Origin of the sequence: Rummeliibacillus suwonensis, assembly GCF_007896435.1 — a bacterium.
Classification (GTDB): domain Bacteria; phylum Bacillota; class Bacilli; order Bacillales_A; family Planococcaceae; genus Rummeliibacillus; species Rummeliibacillus suwonensis.
The window spans coordinates 1,094,666-1,120,446 of the sequence record NZ_VCBL01000001.1 but is presented as its reverse complement, the minus strand read 5'-3'; the positions used below and the strand labels follow the sequence as shown (position 1 = coordinate 1,120,446).

Sequence of the window (25,781 nt, the reverse complement as noted above, 5' to 3'; positions counted from 1 at the left end):
TTGGTACAGATCTAAAAAATCCACCCGAGATGGGTGGATTTTGCTTTTTGGGAGTGTGGTTGCTTATTTTTTAAACGGCTAATTTTTAACCGTCTTATATTTATTTTAAGCAGGTTGATTTTTGAGCATTTCTGTAATAGGTAGTGCTGCTCCTTTTTCTGGACTTTCAATATACATATGTGTTACAGCACCTGCGAAGTGCCCGCCTTGGATGATGGGGCTTCCACTCATTCCTTGTAAAATACCGCCAGTTTTTTCTTTTAATACAGGGTCTGTTATTTCAATTTGGAAGCTTTTATCATTCACCTTTGTTATGTTCACATCGAACGACTCCACTTTTTTACCTGAAATCGTTGTTAATAATTTGGCAGGTCCCTTTTTTATATCAGAAGGTTGCATAACTTCTATCGCTTTTGGCAATGATGGTTGTATAGATTTTTGCCATTTGCCAAATATCCCATACACACTATTGGAAACGATACTGCCGATTTGACCTTTATCATTTTCAACCGCAGAGATTTTATACCCTGGTTCTCCAGGAGTACTCTTCTTAATATGTTCGATTTTTGCATAGAAAATGGAACCCTGATTGAATTGTGGTGGCTTTTGTAATATTTGATCGACGATTTGATGACCTAACGCACCATATTGTTTCGTATCAGGATCTAAAAAGGTTAGCGTACCGATTCCATCTGTCTCATCGCGAAGAAAATTCATAACAGATGTCATTTCTTCTTTTTTCACGTTGACCTTTTTGTCTTCAGCATCTCTGCCTATTGTTAAAATCAGGGATTCCTTTGAGGATGTTTTTATAATTTGGTGAATGTTTTCCAATTTTTCCACTGAAGTATTATTGACTTTTTCAACAATATCTCCTCTTTTGAGCCAATTTCCATCTTGTAGTAACACATCATTTGAAACCGTAATATCTGACAATTGCAATTCAACACCTATTGAGTCACCCATTGGGATTACTTTCTTGGCTGCACTTGCAATTGTCGTCCATGATCCAAAAACGACAAGTAAAATAAATAAGCTCAAAAAAGAGCGCTTCGCATTTCGCATATGTCACCTCCTTTTCATTTATGATGGCTTCAAATCGAATTGTTATGAAAGGTAAATATTTGTCTACCGTTTGAATGTATAAAAAAACATCTCACAAAATTTGCAAGATGTTTTTATTTTCCACCAAAAATTTCAAACAAGTGATACATACTTAAACTAAACATTTTTTTCGTTGTTCAGCAATTTCAATCAATTCTTTTGCATGTCTGAATGTCAATTCTGTGACTTCTGCTCCTGACATGATGCGACTGATCTCATCAATTCGATCATCGCCAAAAATTTCCGTTAATGAAGTAAAGGTTCGATTGGTATCCTCTTGTTTTTGAATATGATAATGATGATCCGCCATTGCTGCAACTTGAGGTAAATGAGAAATACATAATACTTGTGAATGAACAGAAATGGCTGCGATCTTATCAGCAATTGCCTGTGCCACTCTGCCACTAACACCTGTATCCACCTCATCAAAAATAATAGAAGTAATGCCATTCGTCGTAGAGAAAATGGTTTTTAGTGCCAGCATAATTCTAGAGAGTTCCCCACCCGAAGCAATTTTTGTGAGAGGTTTAGGTGGTTCCCCAACATTCGTTGCAATATAAAAGATAATCTTATCTACTCCATCATGATCGAATTGACCTTCAGGCAATGTTTCAAAATGAACACTAAATTTCGCTTTTTCCATATATAATTCCCGTAACTGTTGCATAATAGCATTAGACAATTGATTGCCAACTTTTTTGCGAACAGCTGTCAATTTTGAAGCTGTTGACTGAAGTTTTTTTCGAAGTTCAATGAGCTGTTGTTCATTTTTTTGAATATTTTCATCTCTATTAAATAAGGATTCCAATTCTTCGCCGATTTTTGCACGATACGCTAAAATTTCTTTTAAAGTGGATCCATATTTTCTTTTCATCGATTGAATAAGGGCCAAACGATGCTCTACTTCGTTCAAACGTTCTGGATCAAATTCTAAATCGTCCAAAATATTCTTTATCCCAAAGGCTGCCTCTTGAAGATTGTAAAAAGCATTTGAAACGGCTTCTGAATATTCTTTAAAGGTCATATCGATGGTTGCTACATCCTCTAACTCAGACATTGCACGTCCAATCCAGTCAAGCCCTTTCGACTCGCCTAAAATCGCTTCATGTGCCGTATTCGAGCATTCAAATATTTTGTTGAAATTCATGAGCCGACGACGTTCTTCTGTCAAATCCTCTTCTTCATTTTCCCGGAATTGGCATGCATCAATTTCTTTCATCTGAAATTGATAAAGATCTATTTTTTGAGCCACTTGCTGTTCATTCACAGAAATAGCAGCCAATTCTTTTTTTAGCGTATTATAATCGTTGAATTGCTTGAAATACTTTTCTTGAACGGCTTCTATTTGTTCTCCTGCAAATTGGTCTAATAAATGAATGTGTTGCCGATCATCCATCAATTCTTGGGTTTCATGTTGTCCATGTATATCGATCAATGTCGCACCGATTTCGCGTAATAGAGACAATGGTACCAGTTTCCCATTTACACGACATACACTTTTACCATTGTCATTTAGATCACGGCGCAAGATAATTAGATCTTCCTCGATTTCAATTCCGGCGTCTTCGCACTTTTCATATGCCGGATGATTTTCAGAGGTCAATGTAAAAAGGCCCTCTAATTCCGCTTTCTTTGCACCATGTCGAACAAACTCTTGGGAACCACGTCCACCAGCTAAAAGCTGAACAGCATCAATAATAATGGATTTACCTGCACCTGTTTCTCCAGTTAAGACGGTTAATCCATCTTGGAAAGCTACGGTTAGATCTTCTATAATCGCGAAATTTTTAATGGATAGCTCTTTTAACATAACTAGCTCACCTCGCTTAAGCTCTCATTATAGCATTTCAAGTAAACGATTTTTAATCTTTTCACGCTCTGATTCTTCTCGGCAAATGATTAGAATCGTGTCATCGCCACAAATGGTTCCAAGAATTTCTTCCCAATCCAAATGATCTAATAATGATCCAATAGCATGTGCGTTTCCTGGCAATGTTTTCATCACAAGCATATGGCTAGTCCCATCTATGGATACAAAGGCGTCAGCTAATGCACGATGTAATTTTTGGATGGGATTAAAACGTTGATCTGCTGGTAAGCTATATTTATATCTTCCATCTTGGAGTGGCACTTTAATAAGATGCAGCTCTTTTATATCACGGGAAATCGTTGCTTGTGTAACGTGATAACCTGCATCTTTTAACATATCGACCAAGTCATCTTGTGTTTCGATCTCATTATTAGCAATCATATCGCGGATTCTAATATGTCGTTGGCTTTTATTCAATTGCTTTCACCTCTTTGTATATTTATGCCCATTTGTTTATAACGTATCATTTTTTCTTTATTTTAACAAGAAAAAACACGATCCGACAAAGCACGGATCGTGTTATTTCAACTGTTGATGTGCTTCCTTTACTAATGAAGCGAAATCTGTGTAAGACTGGATTTCTTCTCCTGCTCTTGGGTTATAAAGGTGAAATAAAAACTCAATATTCCCTTCGCCACCTGTAATAGGTGAATACGATGCATCTTTAACGATAAAACCGATGGATTCAGAGAATGTCGCAATTTTTTCCAATACTTCTAAGTGAGTTTTTGCCTCGCGAACTACTCCTTTTTTCCCTACTTTTTCTTTTCCCGCTTCAAACTGTGGCTTCACTAATGCCACCACATCTCCGCCAGGTAAAAGAAGAGTTTTTAGAACAGGTAATATTAATTCTAAAGATATGAAGGATACATCGATCGTCGCAAAATCAGGTAATCCTTCTACTAAATCGGGTGCTGTCACATATCGAAAATTAGTCTTCTCCATCACAGTTACTCGCTCATCAGAACGTATTTTCCAAGCTAACTGATTGGAGCCGACATCAAGTGCATAACAATGTTTTGCACCATTTTGCAATGCACAATCCGTAAAACCACCCGTTGAAGAACCGATATCTAGCATTAGCTTTCCTGTGACATCTACATCGAATACTTTCAACGCTTTTTCTAGTTTTAAACCACCGCGGCTTACATAGGGTAACTGATGTCCTTTAATGGTCAATTCACTATCAACAGGAATTTTCTCCCCTGCCTTATCAATACGGACTTCCTTTGAGAATACTTGCCCCGCCATAATCGTACGCTTCGCTTTTTCTCTCGTCTCACATAAGCCACGCTGAACAAGTAATACATCCACGCGTTCTTTTGGAATTTTTGTTGTCATTATGCTTTTAAACCTGCTTGTTTTTTAGATTTTTTGGCGATTAATCTTTCGACACGATTGACGGCTTCTTCATCCGTAATATGCAAATCACGAAGCAATAAGTCCACACTGCCATGTTCCACAAATATATCTGGAATGCCCATTCGAGCAATCCTATCGGTTGAATAGCCATGGTCATTTGCGAATTCTAACACAGCACTCCCAAATCCACCTTCAAGCATTGCTTCTTCAATGGTTAAGATTGGCTTTCCACTTTGCATTAGTCGATGTAGCATTTTTTCATCCATAGGTTTGATAAAACGTGCATTGATAATCTCTGTTTGGATGCCTTTTGCTGATAAAATATTGGCAGCATTTTTTGCTAAAGGAATGGTTGTTCCAAATGTAACAATCGCCGCATCGACTCCCTCTTGCAGCACTTCCCATGTGCCGATTGGAATATCATGTAGTTCCTTATCCATCGGTACACCTAAGCCATTTCCACGGGGATAACGCAGTGCGATCGGACCATCCTCATAATCTAATGCTGTTTTGACCATATGTTGGCCTTCATTTTCATCTTTTGGCATCATAATGACGATATTCGGCATATGACGTAAAAAAGCAATATCAAATACCCCTTGATGTGTTTCACCATCCGCACCGACAAGTCCGGCACGATCAATACCGATGAATACATTTAAATTTTGTCGACAAATATCATGCAACATTTGATCATAGGCACGCTGTAAAAATGTAGAATAAATCGCTAAAAAAGGCTTGATCCCTGAAGCAGCCATTCCTGCAGCCATTGTTGCCGCATGTTGTTCTGCAATCCCAACATCATAAAAACGATTGGGGAATTCTTTTGCAAATCCCTCCAATTTGGAACCTACAGGCATTGCTGGTGTGATGGCCACAACACGATCATCTTCACGCGCGATTCGAGTAACCGTATCTGCAATCAATTTAGACCATCCAGGTGCTGATGTTGTTGATTTCACAAAGTCGCCAGTTTCAATTTTATACGGACCTGTTCCATGCCATGTACCAATGGTATCGTTTTCAGCTGGCAAGTAGCCCTTCCCTTTTTTCGTTACAACATGGATGATAACAGGCCCTTGAATTTTTTTAGCGTTTTGTAAAGTTTCCTCCAGCATCTCAAAATTATGACCGTCAATCGGACCGAGATAAGTGAAACCCAATTCTTCAAAGAAGATACCGGATACGAGTAAATATTTTAGGCTATCCTTAACACGTTCAGCTGTAGCAGCCAATTTACCACCTACTGCTGGTATTTTCTTGAGTAACATTTCTAAATCGTCTTTTACTCTGTTATATGGACTTGCAGTACGAAGACGACCTAAAATATTATGGACAGCCCCAACATTTGGCGCGATGGACATTTCGTTATCATTTAAAATCACGATCATATTCGTTTTTTCGTGTCCAATATGATTCAGTGCTTCAAGAGCCATACCACCTGTTAAAGCACCATCACCGATGATTGGAACGATATAATGATGTTCACCTTTTACATCACGCGCTGCTGCCATTCCCATAGCCGCAGAAAGGGATGTTGAACTGTGTCCTGTTTCCCAAACATCATGTTCGCTTTCAATACGTTTTGGAAAACCGGACAATCCCTTGTATTGGCGGAGTGTATCAAACTCAGATGCACGACCTGTTAAAATTTTATGAACGTAGGCTTGATGCCCCACGTCAAATAAAAGCTTATCTTTTGGACTATTAAAAGCACGATGCAGTGCGATTGTCAGCTCAACAACTCCTAGATTAGGTCCAATATGGCCACCCGTGTTTGAGCATTTTTCGATTAAAAATTTGCGAATATCATAGCTCAAATCACGAAGTTGTTTTGTATTTAATTCTTTTAAGAAGGATGGACTAGATATATTATTCAAATCCATCGCCATCACACACCTTTTCATTATAGATTCATCGCGCATTGTTTTTATCATTATAGCAGTGATAAACAATTGCACAAAATTAAAAGAGTTGCTATTTGTTGCGAAGAACAATATATTCGGCAAATTCTTTTAATAACTTACTTTCAGATGGCAATTTTTCTAATGCTTTAATAGCTAATTCATAGTGTACATGAAGTTTTTCTTTGGCTCCATCTAGTGTAAGGAGTGCTGGGTAAGTACTTTTATCACTTGCAACATCTTTACCCGCTGTTTTTCCTAATTGCTCTGTAGTACCAACTATATCCAAAATATCATCTTGGATTTGGAAGCATAGACCAATATGATGTGCGTATTCGACTAAAATAGCCTTTTCTTCATCAGAAGCACCAGCCAAAATAGCGCCAGATTCAATACTGAATCGAAGTATCGCCCCTGTTTTATGGACATGTACTTCTTCTAATTCTTCTAATGTCAGCTTTTTCGTTTCGCCTTCGATATCGAGAATCTGTCCTCCTACCATTCCTTCAGCACCTGCTGCTACACTAAGCTTATCTATAAGTTCTAAACGTTTTTCAGCATCAACTTGTTCCATACGCGCTAAAATACCAAACGCAATCGTATTTAACGCATCTCCTGCTAGTGTGGCAAAAGCATCCCCATACACTTTATGATTGGTTAGTTTGCCACGGCGATAGTCGTCATTGTCCATACTTGGTAGATCATCATGAATCAATGAATAGGTATGAATCATTTCAATGACAGCACCTACAGTATAAGCTGCATCATCTTTGACATTGAAATGGTCCATAACAGCTAATACAAATAATGGACGAACTCGTTTACCACCTGCATTTAATGAGTAAAGCATTGCTTCTTTTAATATTTCTGGTGCTGTAATTTCTTTAACAAGATCATTGATACGTTTTTCAATAACTGGAATATTGGCATTCATGAAAGACTTTAATGGTTGCGTCATTTCCCTTTTCCCTCTTCTCCTGTTGGTTCAAACGGTTGTTCATTTCCGTTTTCATCCATAACGGAAACAAGTTGTTCTTCAGCTTTTGTCAATTGTTCATGACAAAACTGAGATAATTTCATTCCTTTTTTGTATAATTCAATGGCATCTTCTAATGGTACATCGCCTTGTTCAAGCTGTTGCACAATTTCTTCAAGATCATTGATCGATGTTGCAAAAGTTTGCTTTTTAGTCGTCATCTATTACTCCCCCTTATATCCCTCATTAACGGGCAGTATTATTCCCACCTCAAAATTCAGCGAAAGTAAAGAAGTTAGGAGGGAGATCAACTACCACATGCGCCCGATTAGTTCGAGCCAACAAGATGTTAGTCACTCAAGTATTGCCACAGGACTTGGCTCTTTTCACTTAAATTCCTCTATTTCAGCAGAGGATGAAAAACCCCACTGATTAAAGTTTCATTTTATCTTCCACAGTAATCGATGTAACGGTTGCTGTTGCTTTCCCATCTTGAAGATGAAATTCCACTTCATCATGTTCCTTCACTTCTTGAATCGATTTGATAACTTTCCCATTATGGTAAGTAAGGCTATAGCCTCGTGTCATAATGGCTAAAGGATTCAGTGCTTCCAATGTTCGAATAACAGAACGAAATTCATCGTTTCTTCGATTGAGTTGTTGCAGCACTGCTTTTTTTAAGGATTTTTCGTTATTTTCTACTCTTGTTTTTTCATAGCGAAGTTGTTGCAATGGAGAACGAAGCTGCAAACGATGATCCATTTGAGTCATCAAAAGTTTTTGATGCTTTAGATAATCTAAAATACTTTGATGTAATCGTTCATCCATTCTCGATATTTTTTCTATAAAAGGTCGATATAGTCGATCGGGATAAGCGAGTGGATAGGATTTTTGTAAGCGCTCTAATTTTGCTTTTTCCTGTTTGATCCGGGCTTGTACCAATTGGAATAATTGAGCTTTTCTAGTGAGCAAGTACTTGGCTAACTCTTCGCTACTTGGCACAGCACGTTTAGCTGCTGCTGTTGGTGTAGCCGCTCTTACATCAGCTACTAAGTCAGAAATGGTTGTATCCGTTTCATGACCTACCCCGCTTATAACAGGAACTACGCTATTAAATATAGCTCTCGCTACAATCTCCTCATTAAATGCCCATAAATCTTCAATAGAGCCACCACCACGCGCGACGATTAGTGTATCGATTTCAGGCGTACGATTTGCCTGTTCGATCGCTTTTACAATACTTTTTGCCGCATGCTCCCCCTGGACAAGAGCAGGAAAAATAATGATATCTGTTAGTTTATAATTTTGTTTGATCGTGGTGCAAATATCTCGTATAGCTGCACCTGTTGTAGCAGTCACCACTGCAACCTTTCTAGGAAATGCTGGAATTGGTTTCTTATACTGATCCGAAAAAAGACCTTCTTTTTGAAGTTTTTCTTTTAACTGTTCGAACGCTAAATATAAGCTACCGAGTCCATCTGGTTCCATTACCTGTGCATACAGTTGATATTGCCCTCCACCCTCATAAACATTGACATCACCTTTGATCAGTACCTTCATTCCACTTTCAGGTTTGAATTTGAGTTGCCTAGCATATGATGCAAACATAACAGCTTTTATCTGTGTTTTCTCGTCTTTCAAGGTGAAATAAATATGACCTGAGCCTATATGATGTTTTACATTTGAAAGTTCCCCTTTTACATATACATTTCTTAAGTAGGGATCTACATCAAATTTCTTTTTAATATATTTTGTCAATGCTTGAACGGTTAAATAAGGTGTGCTTGTCAAAATCTCAGACTCCTTATCTATACGCCTTTTAGCGTTTGATATATAGCGGTTACTATGCGCCTGGACAAAACTTATCCATGTTTACTACTATTCAGCTTCCAATCGAGCCACTATATCATTTAATAAGGCTGTCTTTCGCTAGAAAAACAGCCCTTGACGTTACTATTTTACCTGCTTTGTAACCATTTGTCTTATGATAGCTTGTTTTTAGCAGATTGCAATGTATTAAATAACAACATGGTAATAGTCATTGGACCTACACCGCCAGGAACAGGGGTGATGGCTGATACTTTATCGATGACTGCATCGAAGTCTACATCTCCACATAGTTTACCATTTTCGTCTCTGTCCATACCGACATCAATAACAACTGCTCCATCTTTCACATGATCAGCACCAATCATTTTTGCACGACCTGTAGCTACCACTAGAATATCAGCTTGTTTTGTAATCGCTTTTAAATCAGGAGTTTTAGAATGGCAATATGTAACTGTTGCATCTTTTTGTAGTAAAAGTTGTCCCATAGGAACGCCGACGATATGACTACGGCCCACTACGACAGCATGTTTACCTGCAATATCAACATTCGTATATTCTAACAGTTTCATAACGCCAAATGGTGTACAAGGTAAAAACGTAGGTTGTCCTAATAACATTTTACCCACACTGATAGGATGGAAGCCATCGACATCTTTTTCTGGAGAAATCGTAGCAATCACTTTTTGTTCATCGATATGTTTTGGAAGTGGCAATTGAACTAAGATGCCATCGATTGCCGGGTTTGCGTTTAGTTGCTCAATTTGTTGTAACAATGTTTCTTCTGTAACATCTGCGGAAAGCTTAATGAGCTCTGAATAGATCCCCATTTTTTCACACGATTTCTGTTTGTTGGAAACATACGTACGTGAAGCAGGATCGTCACCTACTAAAATAACTGCTAGACCTGGAGTAATACCTTGTTCTTTTAAAGCATTCACTTCTTGTTGAATGGATTGTCGAATTGTATTGCCAATTTCTTTACCGTTAATCAGTTTTCCTAACATCTTGTTAACACTCCCAAATTCAGCTTTTTTCGATTGTTATGCAAATTTTGATAATACACCATTGACAAATTTACTTGATTTGTCATCACCAAATGTTTTACTTAGTTCAATGGCTTCGTTAAGAACAACACTTTTTGGTGTTTCAAGTGTATACATCAATTCATAAGCCGCTAAGCGCAAAATTGTACGTTCAATTTTCGCTATACGGTCGAATGACCAATTTTCTAATTTTTCTGCTAATGCAGCATCGATTTCTGATTGATGTTGAACCGTACCAGATACCAGTTTTTCATAAAATTCATCCGTTTGTTCTTCCATCACGTGTTCCATTGCTTCTTGAATGGTTAACTCTGTATTTTCTAGTTGAAAAAGTGTTTGTAATGCTTTCTCACGCGCTTCTCGTCGCTTCATCTTAATTTGTTCTCCTTTATTCTACTACATTGGGACATCGCGAAATGCTAAATGTTGAAAAATAGCAAAAATCATCACAAAAGGTCCAATATGCGAAGTGTTTCAATTGTTCACAAGTATTTTTATTCTAACACAAAATAGCCCGGACCGCATGAATTGTTATAAGTTTTGAAAAGTCAGAAAAAATATTCTCTAATAACTTGACATTCCTAACATACAAAGCCATCCAGCAACACTTCTTATGCTGTATGATGTCTTAATAGTTTCTATCCACAACATTGCTTCCATCAGTGGGGGTTTTCTTCATCCCCCACTGATGGTTAGCTGAACCAATCGGGCGCATGCGACAGTTGATCCCCCTATCTTTCTTGCCTCTCTCTAAACCTTGAGATGGATGTCTTACTGCCCGTTAACACGGGATAAAACCATTTCTCAGCAACACAAAATCAACAAACAAAAAAATGCCTTAAAAGCTATTTTACCCACTTTTAAGACATCTTTTTCAATCATTATTCAGCTTTTGCGTCGTTCAATTGGTCAAATTGAATACCCGTAATATGTACATTCACTTCTTTTGTTGCGTGTGATGTCATATTAGCGATCGCTTCTCGGATTTGAATTTGAACTTGTTTTGCTACTTTCGCTACAGATACTCCATATTGCACAAAGCAATAGACATCCACAATCAAGCCTTCTTCTGTCCACTCCGTTTTGATCCCTTTACCATGAACTTTTTTACCGAATTTTTCTACGACACCAGTGGCAAAATTACCTCTTGTTTTAGAGACACCTTCCACTTCTGTCGTGGCAATTCCCGCAATAACTTCAATGACTTCAGGTGCAACCTCAATCTTACCCAATTCATCCTTGCCAGTAGGTGTGTTTTGCGGTAGAGATTGTACGACTTTATCAGCCATAGAGTTCGCCCCTTTCTCCTACTATGAATTCATAACGTCATTTTCTTCAAGGAATTTTGTATTGAATTTTCCTGATTTAAAGACCTCATTATCCATTAGTTTTTCGTGGAAAGGAATTGTTGTATGGATTCCTGGTCCTTCAACAATAAATTCACCTAAGGCACGTTTCATTTTAGCAATTGCTTCTGCGCGAGTATCAGCATGTACAATTAGTTTTGCGACCATTGAATCATAGTATGGTGGAATTGCATAGCCTGGATACATTGCTGAATCAATACGTACACCATTGCCGCCAGGAGCTAAGTAGTTTTCAACCTTCCCTGGTGATGGCATGAAGTTTTTAGATGGATTTTCTGCGTTGATACGACATTCGATCGCCCAACCATTCACTTTCACATCTTCTTGTTTATACTCTAATTTCTCACCGGATGCAATCTTCAACTGTTCACGAACTAAATCAATACCTGTAATTGCTTCAGTTACTGGGTGTTCTACTTGGATACGTGTATTCATTTCCATGAAGTAGAATTTATCTTCTTTATAGTCATAGATAAATTCAACAGTACCTGCACCACGATAGTGACAAGCTTTTGCTGCTTTTACGGCTGCCTCACCCATTTCTGCACGTCGTTCTTCAGATAGTGCTGGAGATGGAGCTTCTTCTACTAATTTTTGCATACGACGTTGAACTGTACAGTCACGTTCACCTAAGTGAATGGTATTGCCATAGCTATCTGCTAACACTTGAATTTCACAGTGACGGAAATCTTCAATAAATTTCTCTAAATATACCCCTGGGTTTCCGAAGGCTGCAGCTGCTTCTTTTTGAGTAATTTGAACACCTTTGATCAAATCTTCTTCATCACGTGCAACACGGATTCCTTTACCGCCGCCTCCAGCAGTAGCTTTGATAATAACTGGATAACCGATTTCTTTCGCTACTTCAACAGCTTCATGTTCATCTGCTACTAGACCTTTTGAACCCGGAACAGTTGGAACATCCGCTGCAATCATCGTTTCTTTTGCGATATCTTTGATACCCATGATTTTAATCGCGTCTGAAGTTGGTCCGATAAATGTAATACCTGCATCCTCACAAGCTTCTGCGAAACTAGCGTTTTCTGCAAGGAAACCATATCCTGGATGAATACCATCACAGCCTGTTTTTTCAGCTACTGTAAGGATTCGATCAATTTTCAAGTAGCTATCACTAGAAAACTTAGAACCGATACAATAGGCTTCATCTGCAAGTTGAACATGAAGTGCATCACTATCTGCTTCTGAATATACAGCTACAGATTGAATATCCAATTCTTTACATGCGCGAATAATACGTACCGCGATTTCACCACGATTTGCGATTAATACTTTTTTCATGTGGAAAGCCTCCCCCTTAGTCTTCTTTTACTAGGAATAGAGGTTGACCGTATTCCACTAATTCGCCGTCATTTACAAGAATTTCAACGATTTCACCTTTTACTTCTGCTTCGATTTCATTGAATAATTTCATGGCTTCAACGATACAAACGACTGTTTCTTCGCCCACTTTATCGCCTGTTTGAACGAATGCTGGAGATTCAGGATTTGGCGCTTTGTAGAAAGTACCAACCATTGGTGAAACGATTTTGTGTAGTGATGCATCATTTGCAACTTCAGCTTTTGGTGCTGCTGGTTTTTCTGCAACTGGTGCTGCTGGTGCTTTTGGAGCTTCAACAACTGGTGCTGCTGGTGCTGGTGTAACCGCTTTAATAACTTGCGCTGGTGCATCAGTAACGACTGTAGTAGCACCATTTTTTTTAAGTTTCACTTTTGTATCATCTGCTTCAAAAACGAATTCATCGATTGAAGAAGAATCTACTAGTTTGATAATTTCGCGAATTTCTTGAATTTTCAACATATATTGCTCCCCTAACTTTTGTGTAATATAATACATTTTTTATTTTATCGCGTTTATTACAATTTTTAAACACTTATTTAAAAATAAACATTATTCAAGAAAATTCGCACAAATATTAGTTAATTGTTTCAGATTGAAAATCTACTACAACTTTTCCAGAACCACTTATTTCTTTCTTTACCATATAAATGATCTCATTTGCTTTTGTTTTTGATAATTCATTTGCCTGTACTGTAACACGTATTTGATCGTCATCAGCTTTTACAAACGCATCTGGATAACCTAAAGTTTCGATTAACATTTCTAGCATAGCTTCATTTGATTCATTTTTTGTAATAGCATCAATTTGATTGAAAGCCTCATTTTTTTCTTCTGCTGTATATTGAGCTGATGCAATCTTCTGTGTTAGTGTTTCTTTTAATTGACTACGTTCGTTTTGCAGTTCCATACGCATTTCTTCAAACAGATGGCTCTCTGATGTTACAGGTGTCGTTTTTCCAGTTTTGCTTGCAAGATCACTAATTTTCGTATCTTTTAGTGCATTATCACTAAAAATGGCTAGTCCGTTGAACGGTGTCACAGGATTAGATAGATAATATACCGAAATAACCGCAGCTAAACTTAGTAATGTCAAAAACCATACCGCTTTCTTTTTTACTTTCATGTTGAATCCTCCTTTTTTTCCATTGGTCGCACAATAATACGATGGGTGGGTATTTCCAGCACACTTGATAATACGGTAACGAGATCATTTTTTACCGTTATGGAATCAGCTCCTTCTGCTACGACTAAAACGCCCGTCACCTTCTGTTTGCTTTTATCGTTTTGTTGCCAACTAAAATATTGACTTAGTGACGAATCATCCGTTTTAGTTTCCGTTGTTGGCTGATCATAATAAAAATAAATCATGACCTTTCCAACGCCTTCAATTGAACTAAGAGTTGATGTTAGTTGCTGATACTGCTCGAGATCGTTCGTAGAAGTATTGACATCATCTTTCGCTCCTTTTGAAAGACTCCAAAAACCGCTAACTACAAGTAATACGATAATGATGCCGGCAATGAGAAATTGTGTTTTTTTGATATTTGGTGCTTTTCCAAGGACATCTCCTCCTTCAATACATTAACAACTAGTTCATCTTATGAATGTATCAAACCCAATATGCAAAATTAGTTATAAAAAGAAATAGTTAATACAATAGAGTGCCACGAACATTTTAAAGAGAGTAGTAGATTCTTCTTCATAATCTTGCGGAATGATTAAAAGTAATATTTTCACAATCACACTGTAGACCAACAAACCAAATAAGAAATCTCTCACTACGCTCCTCCCCTCCCAATCTGCATTTGGATCATAAGTAACACCATCATAATGGTGAAGAAGTAAGCGAAAGCGATCAAAAATGAAACAGCACATAATATAAAAAGTGTTTTACTAATATCCTCAATAAGGCCATTCACCTTACTATCTGTAAAGGGCTCTAGCACAGCAGACATAAATCGATAGCTAAAACCTAAGATTAAAATATTTAATGTTGGTAAGATGGTTACTCCCCAAACACTTATCAATAACCCCGTACTTGTTGTAACAATAGCCGTCGAAGAATACGTTTTAAATGTATTCAATGACTCAGTGACCAACGAGCCGATAATCGGAATGTTCTGTTGGATAAGCCTCTTTATCGGTTCAGATAAATCATTGCTATAAGAACCGACGATCACCCCGTTTGCAGCTAGCAACATGGCATACACAACAACAGAGGCAGAAACAATACTTAAAACAGACATCCGTAAAAAATCGGACATTTTGGCAAAAGACAACTCGGGGATCATTCTCGTGATAAAATCGAATACTAGTGTAGCGATTAACATGGGAATCAGGAATTTTGAAACCACTACTAAAATCGTTTGCAAAAACAACAAAAAAACGGGACTAATCGCTAAAACAGAAAATAGTCCCGAACCAAGAAGCAGCGATGAAGTTAATAGTGGCGATAATACTACATAAATATGCATCAGCTGATCTGTTATACTTTGCATCTTCTCAAATGCAGCGAATACTGGACGAATAGTAACCATGATGACGACGATCAAAAAGAAGAACCTTGTCCACTCTTTCATGGATGGTATCAACCAATTGATACAAAGAAATAAAAACCCATATAGAAAAAAAGAACGTAATGCAAAAATTTGTTCTTTAAATGGTTCCCAAAAAAATGTAGTCAGTTGTTCGATTTTCACAACCTCCTATGGTACTAATAGCTTTTCCCATTGTTTTAAAAGTTCTCCTAGCTTGTCCAACCAAAGTGTAATGATCCATATTTTGATCGCCAGATGGCTTATTAAAGCAATACTTCCATAATCATTATCTTCTAGTACCTGTGAAACAATAATGGAACATAAATAAAGCAAAGAACTTCCTAGAATTAAGGGTAAATAAGGTAGATCAAATAAATAGAAGGTCCTAAGCCTCTGAAAAAAAGGGATGACAACTTGCATCATCAAATAGCTGCATAATATGAAAAAAAATACAATGGCTAATAATCGATGTAATGCTGGAGATACCATTTGTATTCCTACCAAAAGCAAAAGTGATAGCAATATAAAAAATAGAAACACCATCTATGACGTCATCAGCCATTGGAAAAAAGATATAATCTCATCAAAGAAGAGACGCATAAATCTTAATAATTCTATGGTTATATAGAGATAAGCAACGAAATTTAAGAAAAAAGAAAATTCCTTTTTCCCTGTTTGTTCAAAGAAAATATGCAATAATCCTAAAACAAGTCCGATTCCTGCGATACGTAGCAAATCTTGAAGTTCCGAAGCCGCCCCTCCTCTCACTTCAATCTATGTACAGTATTAAAAAATATGCAAAAAAGAAAGAGATGGAATTATAGATATTAACGAAGTAAATTTATAATGCTTGAAATAGATTTGTACTTTCCAGAAGGGATGATTTGGAGATTTTTTATTCATATGATGGAGGGAATTTCATCATGCAAAATTTATAAAAGAAAAAGTAAAAAACCTGCCATTCAATTTGACGTTGAATGGCAGGTTTTTGATGTATATCAATATGTGTATTCACTGAACTAATCTAGCTTTTATAGGCAGTTGATCTTCAATTATCCTCTGCTTGGTAGTGGGATATTGGGATGGAGATCTTACTCCCTACCTATTCATAAGCAATAAATAGATTTCATTATGCACGTGAAACGTATGAACCATCAGATGTGTTGATCACTAATTTGTCACCTTGGTTAACGAAGAATGGTACGTTGACAACTAAACCTGTTTCAAGAGTCGCTGGTTTAGAGCCACCAGTAGCCGTATCACCTTTAATACCTGGTTCTGTTTCAGCCACTTCTAATTCAACTGTATTTGGAAGATCAATACCTAAGATTTCACCTTCATACATCATGATGAATACTTCCATGTTTTCCAATAAGAATTGTAGCTCATATTCTAATTGTTCTTTAGAAAGTTCAATTTGTTCATAAGTTTCCATATCCATGAATGCATATTGATCACCTGATGCATATAGATATTGCATTTTACGAGTATCGATTTGTGCTTTTTCAACTTTTTCACCAGCACGGAAAGTTTTTTCTGTTACGTTGCCATTACGTAAATTACGTAATTTTGAACGTACGAAAGCAGCACCTTTACCTGGCTTTACATGTTGGAACTCGATAACACGAAATAAGTTACCGTCAACAAGGATTGTTAAACCTGTTTTAAAATCGTTTACTGAAATCATTTCTAAATATCCTCCAATATTAAATTATAAGATCATTAATTCTTTTGGGGCATGAGTTAATTTTTCATTGCCAGTCGCTGTAATAAGCGTATCATCTTCAATACGTACGCCACCAATACCTGGTAGATAGATTCCCGGTTCACAAGTTACGACCATTCCCGGTTCTAATACTACACTTGAGCGCATTGATAATGCAGGACCTTCATGTACTTCTAAACCAATCCCATGACCTGTTGAATGACCAAATGCATCTCCGTAGCCATGTTTCTTAATATAATCACGTGCAACTGCATCTGCTTCAATGCCCGTCATACCAGGTTTTAATTTTTCAAGTCCTAGTAATTGCGCATCTAAAACAATTTGATAAATCTCTTTTAGTTTAGCAGTAGGTTCACCGACAGCAACTGTACGGGTTGTATCAGAGATATAGCCATTGTATAAAGCACCATAGTCTAAAGTGACTAAATCACCTTTTTCAATTATTTTATCAGTTGCAACGCCATGTGGCAATGCTGAGCGCAGACCTGAAGCAACAATGGTGTCAAAGGAAGAAGAAGTTGCACCAAGTTTTCTCATGAAGAATTCCATCTCATTGGAAACTTCAAGTTCCGTTTTTCCTGGTTGGATAAACTGAATAATATGTTCAAAAGTGGCATCCACAATGTCACATGCGACCTTAATAATTTTAATCTCTTCTGGAGTCTTTATCAAGCGAATATTTTCAATGATGCCAGAAACACCCACTAGCTCTGCGGAAATTAGTTTAGAATAAATTTCAAACATACTATAGCTTACTGTATCTTTCTCAAAACCTAGTGTTTTTATGCCCATCAATTTAACTTGATTTGCGATTTCCTCCATAATAGTCCTTTTGTTTTCAACAATCCGATAATCCTTCACTTGCTGTCCGGCTTGTTCTGTATAGCGAAAATCTGTGATAAACACAGCATCATTTTGTGAAACAATCGCTACACCTGTCGTTCCAGTAAATCCTGTCATGTAACAACGATTATAGCCATTGGTGATCAATAAAGCATCTAGATTTTGCGTTTGAAGTGCTTCGCGTAATTTTTCTAATTTTCCCATAGTGATCTATTCCCCTCTCTTTGTTTCTAAAAACATTCGTAACGCAGCTTGATAGCCGAATGTACCAAGTCCTGTTATCTGTCCTACACAAACGGGTGCAAGATAAGAATGATGTCTAAATTCCTCGCGCTTATGTACATTAGAGATATGGATTTCAACTACTGGCACTTCAACACCTGCAATTGCATCTCTTAGTGCTACACTGGTGTGAGTGAATGCGCCTGGATTAAAGACAATTCCATTCACACCTATATCCTCAGCTTCATAAATCCAATCAATGAGCTGGCCTTCATAGTTCGATTGCTTGCATTCAATCTCAGCATCAAATTGAGCTGCAAGTTTTTCTAGCTGTGATTCGATATCCTGTAATGTCTCAGAACCATAAATAGTCGGTTCTCTTTTACCTAGGCGATTCAAATTAGGTCCGTTTAAGATTAAATACTTCATCCAATAAATCCCCTCATCTTCCATTCCATAATATTCTTATTTTAGCACATTCCTAAATAGAATTGGGCAACTTATTTCGAGCATCTAAGCTTCTAACTTTTGCATGATAGACAGCTGTTTCTAATATCCAAAGAAGATGAATAGCAATAATAACCGCTAAAGGTATAGAAAATTTGTGGATATAGGGTGTTTTTTGTATAGACCATTCAATCAGCCACACAATAGCAACACTTAAGAAAACAGCTACAAAATCTATTCGAATTTTTTTTAGCCATTCTCCTAAAGCAAATAATAAGGTAAGGATTACAATCACCGCGATCCAAAGCATAAACCATTTGACAAGTGGCTCAGAATCCTGAAATACATGCATCTTTTTTGTCCACCCTATTGGCGAATATTTTATAAATGAAAACACTTTTAGAAGTTTTAATGAAATCAGAAATGTTATAGAACTACACAAAACTGTCCAAAAATACACTTGTAATCTCAAATCGTCCCCCTCCTTCGTCAAAAGGATAGACAAATTCCAATAATAATATGCTTTTCCTAGAGCTTTCTATGATTTTTTAGTACAATTAAAACAGTTTTACTCTGCATTAACTGGCAGTAACAATCCTTCCCACCAACGCAAGAAACAAGCAGAGGATAAATGGAGGGGTAGCCGCCTGTAAAAGCCTGATGGTTCAACTAACACACAATGAGTATAAAGAAAAATCCCACTGTGTGAAGTTTCATTTTATTATATTTAAAGAGAGCGGTGTCGATCGTGAAAAACCAACCTAATCTTCCTGTATATGGAGGACAAGCTTTGGTTGAAGGTGTCATGATGGGGAGCAAGGAACATACAATATCAGCCATTCGTCGAAATGACCATTCAATCGAATACTTTTACGTAGCAAGGAAAAAAAATCCTAAACTTCGAAAGCTAAAAAAAATTCCCTTTGTGCGAGGGATTATTGCACTAATAGAGTCGGCAGCGAACGGCTCCCAGCATTTACAATTTGCTAGTGAGAGGTATGGTGTCAATCCTGGCGAAGAAAATACAGAAAAAAAAGAAGAAGGTTCAAAATTAGAAATGTGGCTCGGTGTTGCTGCGATTGGTGTGTTATCCTTTATTTTTGGTAAATTTATTTTCACGCTAATACCTGTCTTTTTAGCACAGCTTTTTCACACTTGGTTTCCCGGCAAAACGGCACAAATTTTAATAGAAAGTGGTTTTAAGCTGCTTCTTTTACTAGGCTATATTTATTTTGTATCATTAACACCACTTATTAAACGTGTATTCCAATATCACGGTTCTGAGCATAAGGTGATTAACTGTTTTGAAAATGGGCTTCCATTGACTGTCGAAAATGTGCAAGCACAATCTCGATTGCATTACCGCTGTGGCAGTAGCTTTATATTATTCACTGTCATTGTTGGAATGTTCATCTATTTCCTAGTACCAACAGATCCATTTTGGCTACGAATTGTGGATCGTATTTTGTTAATCCCTGTTGTGCTTGGTGCTGCTTTTGAAGTCTTACAGGCAACAAATGCATGCCGCAATATCCCCATTTTACGATTTTTAGGATATCCAGGATTATGGCTACAATTATTAACAACAAAAGAGCCGAAAGACGATCAAGTAGAGGTTGCAATCGCCTCATTCAATAAATTATTAGAAATTGAAAAAGATCCCTCTAAAATCCCTGTACAAAAAGAAATGCAAGGCGCCTAATCAGTGCCTTGCATTTCTCTATTTTTGACGATTTCTCCACTTGCGAATAGCTTTTGCTCCAAAAAATCCGACAATCCAAAATACTAAATAATAGATAGAATATACCCATGCCGAACTATTTAAAAATGTTATAACCACTATCGCAAAAGCAATATACGATACAAGTAGTGCGATAAAAGGATTCATATGATTCATAGCACATGATATCCCTTGTACTAAGAAGGTTAACGGAAAAATAATGATGAGTCCCAATATAAAGAAAGATTTATTGACATCACCTTCACCGAAAAGACCAAACATTGCTAATACAGATAATGTTAACATTGTAAAAGCTGGAAATATCAAACCAGCAATTTTATTGTACACGTTATTCAACTCCTTGTAGTTCTTTTTATTTTAACATGAAAAGAATTTCAAGAAGTATTAATAGAGAGAATTTTGTGCTTTTATAAAGTGAAGCTTCCATCAGTAGGGGTTTCTTCATCCCCCACTGAACAAGAGGAACGGAAGTGAAAAACGCCACGTCCTGTGGCAACACCTGAGGGACCAACATCTTGTTGGCCCGAACCAATCGGACTTTTACGGGCAGTTGATCCCCCCATCTATCTTTCTCGTTTCTCTCTAAATCTTGAGATGGGGGTCTTACTGCCCGTTAAAGCCGGATAAATCGGTTCCACGCATTATGGAATTGGGCATACGATTGAATGCTGAAATCTGCCGATGAGCATTGCCCTTGAAACATACATGTGGCTACGCCAATCTTTTTTGCGGGAATTAGGTCTAATTCGCGATCTCCAATCGCTAGTGTTAAATGATATTTTTGATGCAGATATTGATAAGAGGCTGAATCCGGTTTTCTTGGAAAGCCATCCTCAGGTGTCACAATTTCAGTAAAGTATTGAGCAAGATCATAGTTTTCTAACACTCTTTCAACTGTTGCTCTATCTTTATGTGTCATCACCACATTGTGATCTGCTTGTTTTAACACCTCTTCGATATATGAAAATGGTGGTAATTGCGCCATATCAAGCTCATGATTTTTCTCCATAAAAGCATTGATTTCTTGCTTTGTTAGTTGAAAATATTCAAATGCATGCGAAAATGATATTTTTAAATGTTGTAATACCTCATGACCACTTTCTCCTTTTTTAGTTGTTTCATAAAAAAGCTTTGCATAAGCCGGATATGAATTACAAATTGTGCCATCAAAGTCCCATAATATGTTCATTGAACGATCTCCCATTAAAAAAAATCCAAGCATGTTGCACATACTTGGATTTTTTCTATTTTATAAACCACATTTTAATTGGGCACCGCAATTTGTGCAAGTGTTACAGCCACCTAATTCTTCTACTGTTCCTTTACGACATACAGGGCATGTATTCCCTACTTCTGACCCAATTGTTACATCTGTAGAGCGTAAATCTTGGATGGTATCTACAAGAACAACTGGTCGCGGTTCAATCACCTTTTCTTCTTGCAATATTTCATCCATATGATTTTCTTCTGCTTTTAAAGTTAAAACTTGAGAATCACGACTACCATCAACGTAAACCGTACCGCCTTTTGCGCCACCATTATAAAGACGTTCATATACTTTTTGAACTTGTTCTACACTATAGCCGCGTGGTGCGTTGACCGTTTTAGATATGGAGCTATCAACCCAGCGTTGAATAATGCATTGCACATCTGCATGTGCTTCAGGAGCTAATTCCATCGCAGTGACGAACCATTTTGGTAGGTTATTTTCATCTGCTTCTGGATGCGTTTCTAAATACTCCTGCACTATATCTGCTTTTACTTCGATAAATTTACCTAAACGACCACTACGATAGTAAGTGAAAGAAAAGTATGGTTCTAGACCTGTTGATACGCCTACCATTGTCCCTGTAGAACCAGTAGGTGCAACTGTCAATAAATGAGAATTGCGAATACCACTTTCGAGCACTGCTTGACGAACATGTTCTGGCATTTTCTTCATATAGCCTGTTTCTGTGAAACGTTCACGAAGTGCCTTTGTTTCTTCATCTGTTTTCCCTACTAAAAATGGGAAACTTCCCCGTTCCTTCGCTAATTCTATAGAAGTTTCGTAAGCTGTGATCGCGATTGTCTTAAAGATTTCATCTACTAAAATATTGCCTTCTTTAGAGCCATATTCTTTTTCACAGTAGATGAGTAAATCTGCAAGTCCCATTACCCCAAGTCCTACACGACGTTCGCCCAATGCTTGTACACGATTTTCTTCAAGGAAGTAAGGTGTTGCATCAATTACATTATCCTGCATACGGACGCCTACACGTACTGTTTCTTTTAATGCATCAAAATCAACTGTTTTTGTATCTTTTTGTGCAAATTGTGCTAGGTTCACTGCAGCTAAATTACATACTGAGTACGGTGCCAATGGTTGTTCCCCACAAGGATTTGTTGCAACTACTTTTTGACCATAGCTTTTCGCATTCGTCATTTCGTTGGCATTATCGATAAAGAAAATACCCGGTTCTGCTGAGTATGTTGCACAAATATTGATCAAGTTCCAAAGTTCCCGTGCTTTTATCGTACGATAAACACGAACAGCATGCCCCATTGCTTCCCATTCGCGAACATCACCACATTTATGCCATTCTTCATTATAGATGGCCATTTCTTGCTCATTGTAGGATTCGACGGCTGGGAAACGCAAATCGAATTCCTCGTCCTTTTCAACAGCTTCCATGAATTCATTTGTTAATGTGACAGAAATGTTAGCACCCGTTAAGAATTCTGGATTGTTGACTGTATACGTACCACCATCTCGTAACTTTGTTTCTGCGTCCTTGAAAATCGCTTCATTGAATCCGCCGAAACCAGGGATAGTTTTATAATTGATGATCCCTTGATACATTGCTTTTTCTTGTTCTGTTAAAGGTGTAAATTTCAGTTTTTCTTTTGCTAATCGACTGATTTCTTCATCCTTTGTATTTTCGATTAAAAATCGTAAAATCCGTGGATTTTGCATTTTAGAAATGATAAATTCAAAAATATCAGGATGAGTACAAGAGAGCATAATCATTTGTGCTCCGCGACGTGATCCACCTTGTTCAACAAGATGTGTCAATTTCGCTATATCATCCAGCCATGATACGGAACCAGAAGATTTACCATTTACACCTCTTGCCAATGTGTTACGTGGTCTTAATGTTGAACCGTTTGTACCAACGCCACCTCCACGACTCATGATCTCCATGACTTGTTTACGGTGGTCACTTATTCCCTCACGAGAATCAGCTACAAATGGCATGACATAGCAGTTAAAATATGTAACATCTGTACCTGATCCTGCTCCATATATGACACGTCCAGCTGGGATGAAGTTTAGATTGACAAGCTGACGGTAAAATTTTTGATACCATTCTTTACGTTTTTCTTCCGTCTTTTCGACAGATGCTAAGCCCTTTGCATTACGTTTTGCTATTTGTTCGTAAAAAACTTCAAGAGGCTTTTCAATAACGTCTAGTGGGCGAGTGACAATTCCCGTTGATTGTTCTTGCGGATCATCAATTGCACTGCGATAATCATCTTCTATTAATATTTTGGCTCTTTTATTAGTGTCATCAATTGAAACGATATAGCCAAGCCCACGAGCAGGGAACTTAGGATCTGCTTTCACTGTTAAAACAACAAAATCCCCTACTTTTAACGTTTTCTTTTTAGTATCTTTAAAAGAATAACGGTCGATCATCACAAGTCGAGAAACGCCTTTATGTGTTAAATGCATGTCCTCTGTGATTGGATGAACTTGAGGAAATTGTTGAATATCTTTGTTTAATTGTTCAATGTTGATTGTCTGATTATGATGCTGTGATGCAAGTACCATACCATCCGCCTCCCCTATTTATATAGAAAAACACAATATATAGTATTTATACAATTAAATACAATACTATATATTGATTAGAAAAGCAAATAGTGCTTTTTCTGAAAAATGTTGTTATATCGCGATTCATAGGTATCTTCGTTTTTTCATCACAAAAAATAAGCCAAAAAACCTATTATTTTCTGAAATTCCATTCATCTGTTTCATACTTTGTCTTTGCAAGATTCTCAACAAAATCTTGTTGTTCTTGTGTCAATTCATAAGGTACTAATTCGATATCAAGCGCATCCTCAAATCCTTTGTGGAATGCTTTTACACATGCTTCAATGTCTATTTTATGATTCGCTAATTGATTAATTGCAACTGCTTTTTGTGGTAAATGTTTGCGCATGCGTTCTTTTGATGCCTCTGATGGAAATTTGAAAAGAGAGATCAATTTTTCATCATCCAGATCAATTAATATGGCACCGTGCTGTAAAATTACACCCTCTTGTCTAGTTTGTGCACTACCTGCAACTTTTTTTCCTTCTACGACAAGTTCATACCAACTAGGTGCATCAAAGCAAACTGCGCTTTTTGGTTTCTTCAAAAGTTCCCTTTTTTCTTCTGTGTCAGGAACAGAGAAATAGGCGTCTAAACCTAAATGACGAAAGCCGAATAGCAGTCCTTCACTAATGACTCTATAAGCTTCTGTAACCGTTGTAGGCATATTAGGATATTCTTCTGAAACGATTACACTGTATGTTAGTTCATGCTCATGCAAAACTGCTCGTCCACCTGTTGGTCGTCTCACAAATCCTAAATTTAATTTATGTAATTGATCAAAATCAATATCTTTTTTTGCTCGTTGGAAATATCCAATTGATAGTGTTGCCGGATTCCATTCGTAAAATCGAATTACTGGGGGAATTAAGCTCTTACTATGCCAATGCAATAGCGCTTCATCTAAGGCCATATTATAAGCGGGACTACATGGTCCTGAATTAATAAAATACCATTTTTTTGTCATTCTATCGTCTCCCTTTTATATCAGCTTTTCTATTTTATCAAAGTCATTGGACTATCGCTAGTTCTTCTTTTATAATATTATTTATAGATAGAAAGGGGTAAGTCATCTTGAGTTGGTTATATACAATACTAATCATCCTTGGCGTAATTATTATTTACGCACTTATAAACGCATTTCGCTTAAAAAAAGCAGTAACTACTTTAAATGAAGAAGAATTTAAAAAGGGATATCGAAAAGCACAATTAATCGATGTTCGCGAATTAAAAGAATTTGAGGGCGGACATATTTTAGGTGCTCGTAACCTACCTACAACCCAACTTCGCAATCGTTACCACGAACTTCGCCCAGATAAACCTGTTTACCTTTACTGTCAAAATGCTGGTCGTAGTGCACGTGCTGCACTATTTCTAAAGAAAAAGGGATACAATCAATTGTATCAATTAGAAGGCGGCTATAAAAATTGGCATGGTAAGATTAAAGTTAAATAGTTTTCTTCTAAATAGGAAGGTCATTTCTAGTTTGGAATGGTCTTCTTTTTTATATACTATTTTTAGAAATTGTCACAAATAGCTCCTAAATGATTCATCGTTTTCTTCTAAGTGAATCAATTTCATAATATAAAATTC

30 protein-coding genes are annotated in these 25,781 nt (G+C 37.2%); 2 read left to right on the top strand and 28 right to left on the bottom strand.

Annotated elements, in window-relative coordinates; translation table 11 throughout:
- Positions 1 to 105: 105 nt before the first annotated feature.
- From FEU33_RS05245 to FEU33_RS05135, 23 genes are all read right to left on the bottom strand, one after another.
- On the bottom strand, positions 106 to 1,065 hold the full coding sequence (locus FEU33_RS05245) for a SpoIVB peptidase S55 domain-containing protein (protein ID WP_146548362.1): 960 nt from the start codon (positions 1,063 to 1,065) through the stop codon (positions 106 to 108).
- Between the two features lie 151 nt (positions 1,066 to 1,216).
- Positions 1,217 to 2,914, bottom strand: a complete 1,698-nt coding sequence (recN, locus tag FEU33_RS05240; protein WP_146548361.1) for a DNA repair protein RecN — start codon at positions 2,912 to 2,914, stop codon at positions 1,217 to 1,219.
- Between the two features lie 27 nt (positions 2,915 to 2,941).
- Positions 2,942 to 3,391: a transcriptional regulator AhrC/ArgR gene (gene ahrC / locus FEU33_RS05235; RefSeq protein ID WP_146548360.1), complete on the bottom strand. Its 450-nt coding sequence runs from the start codon at positions 3,389 to 3,391 to the stop codon at positions 2,942 to 2,944.
- A gap of 102 nt (positions 3,392 to 3,493) precedes the next feature.
- Entirely contained in the window at positions 3,494 to 4,315 is an 822-nt protein-coding gene (locus FEU33_RS05230) for a TlyA family RNA methyltransferase (RefSeq protein WP_146548359.1), read from the bottom strand.
- Positions 4,315 to 6,222, bottom strand: a complete 1,908-nt coding sequence (gene dxs, locus FEU33_RS05225; RefSeq protein ID WP_146548358.1) for a 1-deoxy-D-xylulose-5-phosphate synthase — start codon at positions 6,220 to 6,222, stop codon at positions 4,315 to 4,317. The genes FEU33_RS05230 and dxs overlap by 1 nt, the downstream gene beginning before the upstream one ends.
- 91 nt (positions 6,223 to 6,313) lie before the next feature.
- Positions 6,314 to 7,198, bottom strand: coding sequence for a polyprenyl synthetase family protein (locus tag FEU33_RS05220; protein ID WP_146548357.1), 885 nt, complete (start codon positions 7,196 to 7,198; stop codon positions 6,314 to 6,316).
- Entirely contained in the window at positions 7,195 to 7,437 is a 243-nt protein-coding gene (locus tag FEU33_RS05215; protein WP_146548356.1) for an exodeoxyribonuclease VII small subunit, read from the bottom strand. The genes FEU33_RS05220 and FEU33_RS05215 overlap by 4 nt, the downstream gene beginning before the upstream one ends.
- Before the next feature lie 211 nt (positions 7,438 to 7,648).
- Complete coding sequence (gene xseA / locus FEU33_RS05205; protein ID WP_146548354.1) at positions 7,649 to 9,007, bottom strand: exodeoxyribonuclease VII large subunit; 1,359 nt, start codon at positions 9,005 to 9,007, stop codon at positions 7,649 to 7,651.
- Positions 9,008 to 9,198: 191 nt separating this feature from the next.
- Positions 9,199 to 10,050 carry a bifunctional methylenetetrahydrofolate dehydrogenase/methenyltetrahydrofolate cyclohydrolase FolD gene (gene folD, locus FEU33_RS05200; protein WP_146548353.1) on the bottom strand — a complete coding sequence of 284 codons (852 nt, stop codon included), beginning with the start codon at positions 10,048 to 10,050 and terminating at the stop codon, positions 9,199 to 9,201.
- 36 nt (positions 10,051 to 10,086) lie between these two features.
- Positions 10,087 to 10,461, bottom strand: a complete 375-nt coding sequence (nusB, locus tag FEU33_RS05195) for a transcription antitermination factor NusB (protein ID WP_146548352.1) — start codon at positions 10,459 to 10,461, stop codon at positions 10,087 to 10,089.
- 509 nt (positions 10,462 to 10,970) lie between these two features.
- The gene (locus FEU33_RS05190; RefSeq protein ID WP_146548351.1) at positions 10,971 to 11,378 is read right to left on the bottom strand and encodes an Asp23/Gls24 family envelope stress response protein; all 408 of its coding nucleotides are present in this window, start codon (positions 11,376 to 11,378) and stop codon (positions 10,971 to 10,973) included.
- Between the two features lie 21 nt (positions 11,379 to 11,399).
- Positions 11,400 to 12,755: an acetyl-CoA carboxylase biotin carboxylase subunit gene (accC, locus tag FEU33_RS05185; RefSeq protein ID WP_146548350.1), complete on the bottom strand. Its 1,356-nt coding sequence runs from the start codon at positions 12,753 to 12,755 to the stop codon at positions 11,400 to 11,402.
- 16 nt (positions 12,756 to 12,771) lie between these two features.
- Positions 12,772 to 13,275: an acetyl-CoA carboxylase biotin carboxyl carrier protein gene (gene accB / locus FEU33_RS05180; RefSeq protein ID WP_146548349.1), complete on the bottom strand. Its 504-nt coding sequence runs from the start codon at positions 13,273 to 13,275 to the stop codon at positions 12,772 to 12,774.
- 115 nt (positions 13,276 to 13,390) lie between these two features.
- The gene (locus FEU33_RS05175; protein ID WP_146548348.1) at positions 13,391 to 13,939 is read right to left on the bottom strand and encodes a SpoIIIAH-like family protein; all 549 of its coding nucleotides are present in this window, start codon (positions 13,937 to 13,939) and stop codon (positions 13,391 to 13,393) included.
- Positions 13,936 to 14,184, bottom strand: a complete 249-nt coding sequence (locus FEU33_RS05170) for a hypothetical protein (RefSeq protein WP_146548347.1) — start codon at positions 14,182 to 14,184, stop codon at positions 13,936 to 13,938. The genes FEU33_RS05175 and FEU33_RS05170 overlap by 4 nt, the downstream gene beginning before the upstream one ends.
- A 264-nt stretch (positions 14,185 to 14,448) precedes the next feature.
- A complete protein-coding gene (locus FEU33_RS18675) occupies positions 14,449 to 14,595 on the bottom strand; it encodes a hypothetical protein (protein ID WP_186725735.1) in 147 nt (48 codons plus the stop codon).
- Positions 14,595 to 15,515 carry a stage III sporulation protein AE gene (locus FEU33_RS05165; RefSeq protein WP_146548346.1) on the bottom strand — a complete coding sequence of 307 codons (921 nt, stop codon included), beginning with the start codon at positions 15,513 to 15,515 and terminating at the stop codon, positions 14,595 to 14,597. The genes FEU33_RS18675 and FEU33_RS05165 overlap by 1 nt, the downstream gene beginning before the upstream one ends.
- 6 nt (positions 15,516 to 15,521) lie before the next feature.
- A complete protein-coding gene (locus FEU33_RS05160; RefSeq protein WP_146548345.1) occupies positions 15,522 to 15,842 on the bottom strand; it encodes a hypothetical protein in 321 nt (106 codons plus the stop codon).
- Positions 15,843 to 15,896: 54 nt separating this feature from the next.
- The gene (locus tag FEU33_RS05155; protein ID WP_146548344.1) at positions 15,897 to 16,121 is read right to left on the bottom strand and encodes a SpoIIIAC/SpoIIIAD family protein; all 225 of its coding nucleotides are present in this window, start codon (positions 16,119 to 16,121) and stop codon (positions 15,897 to 15,899) included.
- Between the two features lie 361 nt (positions 16,122 to 16,482).
- Entirely contained in the window at positions 16,483 to 17,040 is a 558-nt protein-coding gene (gene efp, locus FEU33_RS05150) for an elongation factor P (RefSeq protein WP_146548343.1), read from the bottom strand.
- Between the two features lie 24 nt (positions 17,041 to 17,064).
- A complete protein-coding gene (locus tag FEU33_RS05145) occupies positions 17,065 to 18,126 on the bottom strand; it encodes a M24 family metallopeptidase (RefSeq protein WP_146548342.1) in 1,062 nt (353 codons plus the stop codon).
- Positions 18,127 to 18,132: 6 nt separating this feature from the next.
- Positions 18,133 to 18,573, bottom strand: a complete 441-nt coding sequence (gene aroQ / locus FEU33_RS05140; RefSeq protein WP_146548341.1) for a type II 3-dehydroquinate dehydratase — start codon at positions 18,571 to 18,573, stop codon at positions 18,133 to 18,135.
- A gap of 52 nt (positions 18,574 to 18,625) precedes the next feature.
- Positions 18,626 to 18,943, bottom strand: coding sequence for a hypothetical protein (locus FEU33_RS05135; RefSeq protein WP_146548340.1), 318 nt, complete (start codon positions 18,941 to 18,943; stop codon positions 18,626 to 18,628).
- A 453-nt stretch (positions 18,944 to 19,396) separates the two neighbouring features.
- Here FEU33_RS05135 and FEU33_RS05130 point away from each other — a divergent pair, with 453 nt between their 5' ends.
- Complete coding sequence (locus FEU33_RS05130; protein WP_146549907.1) at positions 19,397 to 20,293, top strand: DUF1385 domain-containing protein; 897 nt, start codon at positions 19,397 to 19,399, stop codon at positions 20,291 to 20,293.
- 18 nt (positions 20,294 to 20,311) lie between these two features.
- Here the strand turns inward: FEU33_RS05130 and FEU33_RS05125 are convergent, their stop codons facing one another.
- From FEU33_RS05125 to FEU33_RS05110, 5 genes are all read right to left on the bottom strand, one after another.
- Positions 20,312 to 20,659, bottom strand: a complete 348-nt coding sequence (locus FEU33_RS05125; RefSeq protein WP_146548339.1) for a hypothetical protein — start codon at positions 20,657 to 20,659, stop codon at positions 20,312 to 20,314.
- Between the two features lie 80 nt (positions 20,660 to 20,739).
- A complete protein-coding gene (locus FEU33_RS18670) occupies positions 20,740 to 20,895 on the bottom strand; it encodes a hypothetical protein (RefSeq protein WP_186731318.1) in 156 nt (51 codons plus the stop codon).
- A gap of 50 nt (positions 20,896 to 20,945) precedes the next feature.
- Positions 20,946 to 21,521 carry an HAD-IA family hydrolase gene (locus FEU33_RS05120; protein ID WP_146548338.1) on the bottom strand — a complete coding sequence of 192 codons (576 nt, stop codon included), beginning with the start codon at positions 21,519 to 21,521 and terminating at the stop codon, positions 20,946 to 20,948.
- A 60-nt stretch (positions 21,522 to 21,581) separates the two neighbouring features.
- Entirely contained in the window at positions 21,582 to 24,146 is a 2,565-nt protein-coding gene (locus tag FEU33_RS05115) for a vitamin B12-dependent ribonucleotide reductase (RefSeq protein ID WP_146548337.1), read from the bottom strand.
- 175 nt (positions 24,147 to 24,321) lie between these two features.
- Positions 24,322 to 25,155 (bottom strand): lipoate--protein ligase family protein, encoded by an 834-nt coding sequence (locus tag FEU33_RS05110; RefSeq protein WP_146548336.1) that lies wholly within the window; start codon positions 25,153 to 25,155, stop codon positions 24,322 to 24,324.
- Positions 25,156 to 25,262: 107 nt separating this feature from the next.
- On the opposite strand from FEU33_RS05110, the gene FEU33_RS05105 reads away from it, so the two are divergent.
- Positions 25,263 to 25,643, top strand: coding sequence for a rhodanese-like domain-containing protein (locus FEU33_RS05105; RefSeq protein ID WP_146548335.1), 381 nt, complete (start codon positions 25,263 to 25,265; stop codon positions 25,641 to 25,643).
- Positions 25,644 to 25,781 lie beyond the last annotated feature (138 nt).

Bases quoted from the DNA above. Each gene is read 5' to 3' on its own strand.
- FEU33_RS05135 (WP_146548340.1), bottom strand. From the start codon at position 18,943: ATGCATGTATTTCAGGATTCTGAGCCACTTGTCAAATGGTTTATGCTT.
- FEU33_RS05170 (WP_146548347.1), bottom strand. From the start codon at position 14,184: ATGATTTATTTTTATTATGATCAGCCAACAACGGAAACTAAAACGGAT.
- FEU33_RS05130 (WP_146549907.1), top strand. From the start codon at position 19,397: ATGATGGGGAGCAAGGAACATACAATATCAGCCATTCGTCGAAATGAC.
- aroQ (WP_146548341.1), bottom strand. From the start codon at position 18,573: ATGAAGTATTTAATCTTAAACGGACCTAATTTGAATCGCCTAGGTAAA.
- recN (WP_146548361.1), bottom strand. From the start codon at position 2,914: ATGTTAAAAGAGCTATCCATTAAAAATTTCGCGATTATAGAAGATCTA.
- FEU33_RS05160 (WP_146548345.1), bottom strand. From the start codon at position 15,842: ATGGTATCTCCAGCATTACATCGATTATTAGCCATTGTATTTTTTTTC.
- FEU33_RS05110 (WP_146548336.1), bottom strand. From the start codon at position 25,155: ATGACAAAAAAATGGTATTTTATTAATTCAGGACCATGTAGTCCCGCT.
- folD (WP_146548353.1), bottom strand. From the start codon at position 10,050: ATGTTAGGAAAACTGATTAACGGTAAAGAAATTGGCAATACAATTCGA.
- FEU33_RS05175 (WP_146548348.1), bottom strand. From the start codon at position 13,939: ATGAAAGTAAAAAAGAAAGCGGTATGGTTTTTGACATTACTAAGTTTA.
- nusB (WP_146548352.1), bottom strand. From the start codon at position 10,461: ATGAAGCGACGAGAAGCGCGTGAGAAAGCATTACAAACACTTTTTCAA.
- dxs (WP_146548358.1), bottom strand. From the start codon at position 6,222: ATGGATTTGAATAATATATCTAGTCCATCCTTCTTAAAAGAATTAAAT.
- FEU33_RS05145 (WP_146548342.1), bottom strand. From the start codon at position 18,126: ATGGGAAAATTAGAAAAATTACGCGAAGCACTTCAAACGCAAAATCTA.
- efp (WP_146548343.1), bottom strand. From the start codon at position 17,040: ATGATTTCAGTAAACGATTTTAAAACAGGTTTAACAATCCTTGTTGAC.
- FEU33_RS18670 (WP_186731318.1), bottom strand. From the start codon at position 20,895: ATGGGGGGATCAACTGCCCGTAAAAGTCCGATTGGTTCGGGCCAACAA.
- FEU33_RS05115 (WP_146548337.1), bottom strand. From the start codon at position 24,146: ATGGTACTTGCATCACAGCATCATAATCAGACAATCAACATTGAACAA.
- FEU33_RS05120 (WP_146548338.1), bottom strand. From the start codon at position 21,521: ATGAACATATTATGGGACTTTGATGGCACAATTTGTAATTCATATCCG.
- accB (WP_146548349.1), bottom strand. From the start codon at position 13,275: ATGTTGAAAATTCAAGAAATTCGCGAAATTATCAAACTAGTAGATTCT.
- FEU33_RS05215 (WP_146548356.1), bottom strand. From the start codon at position 7,437: ATGACGACTAAAAAGCAAACTTTTGCAACATCGATCAATGATCTTGAA.
- accC (WP_146548350.1), bottom strand. From the start codon at position 12,755: ATGAAAAAAGTATTAATCGCAAATCGTGGTGAAATCGCGGTACGTATT.
- FEU33_RS05245 (WP_146548362.1), bottom strand. From the start codon at position 1,065: ATGCGAAATGCGAAGCGCTCTTTTTTGAGCTTATTTATTTTACTTGTC.
- FEU33_RS05190 (WP_146548351.1), bottom strand. From the start codon at position 11,378: ATGGCTGATAAAGTCGTACAATCTCTACCGCAAAACACACCTACTGGC.
- FEU33_RS05230 (WP_146548359.1), bottom strand. From the start codon at position 4,315: ATGACAACAAAAATTCCAAAAGAACGCGTGGATGTATTACTTGTTCAG.
- FEU33_RS05220 (WP_146548357.1), bottom strand. From the start codon at position 7,198: ATGACGCAACCATTAAAGTCTTTCATGAATGCCAATATTCCAGTTATT.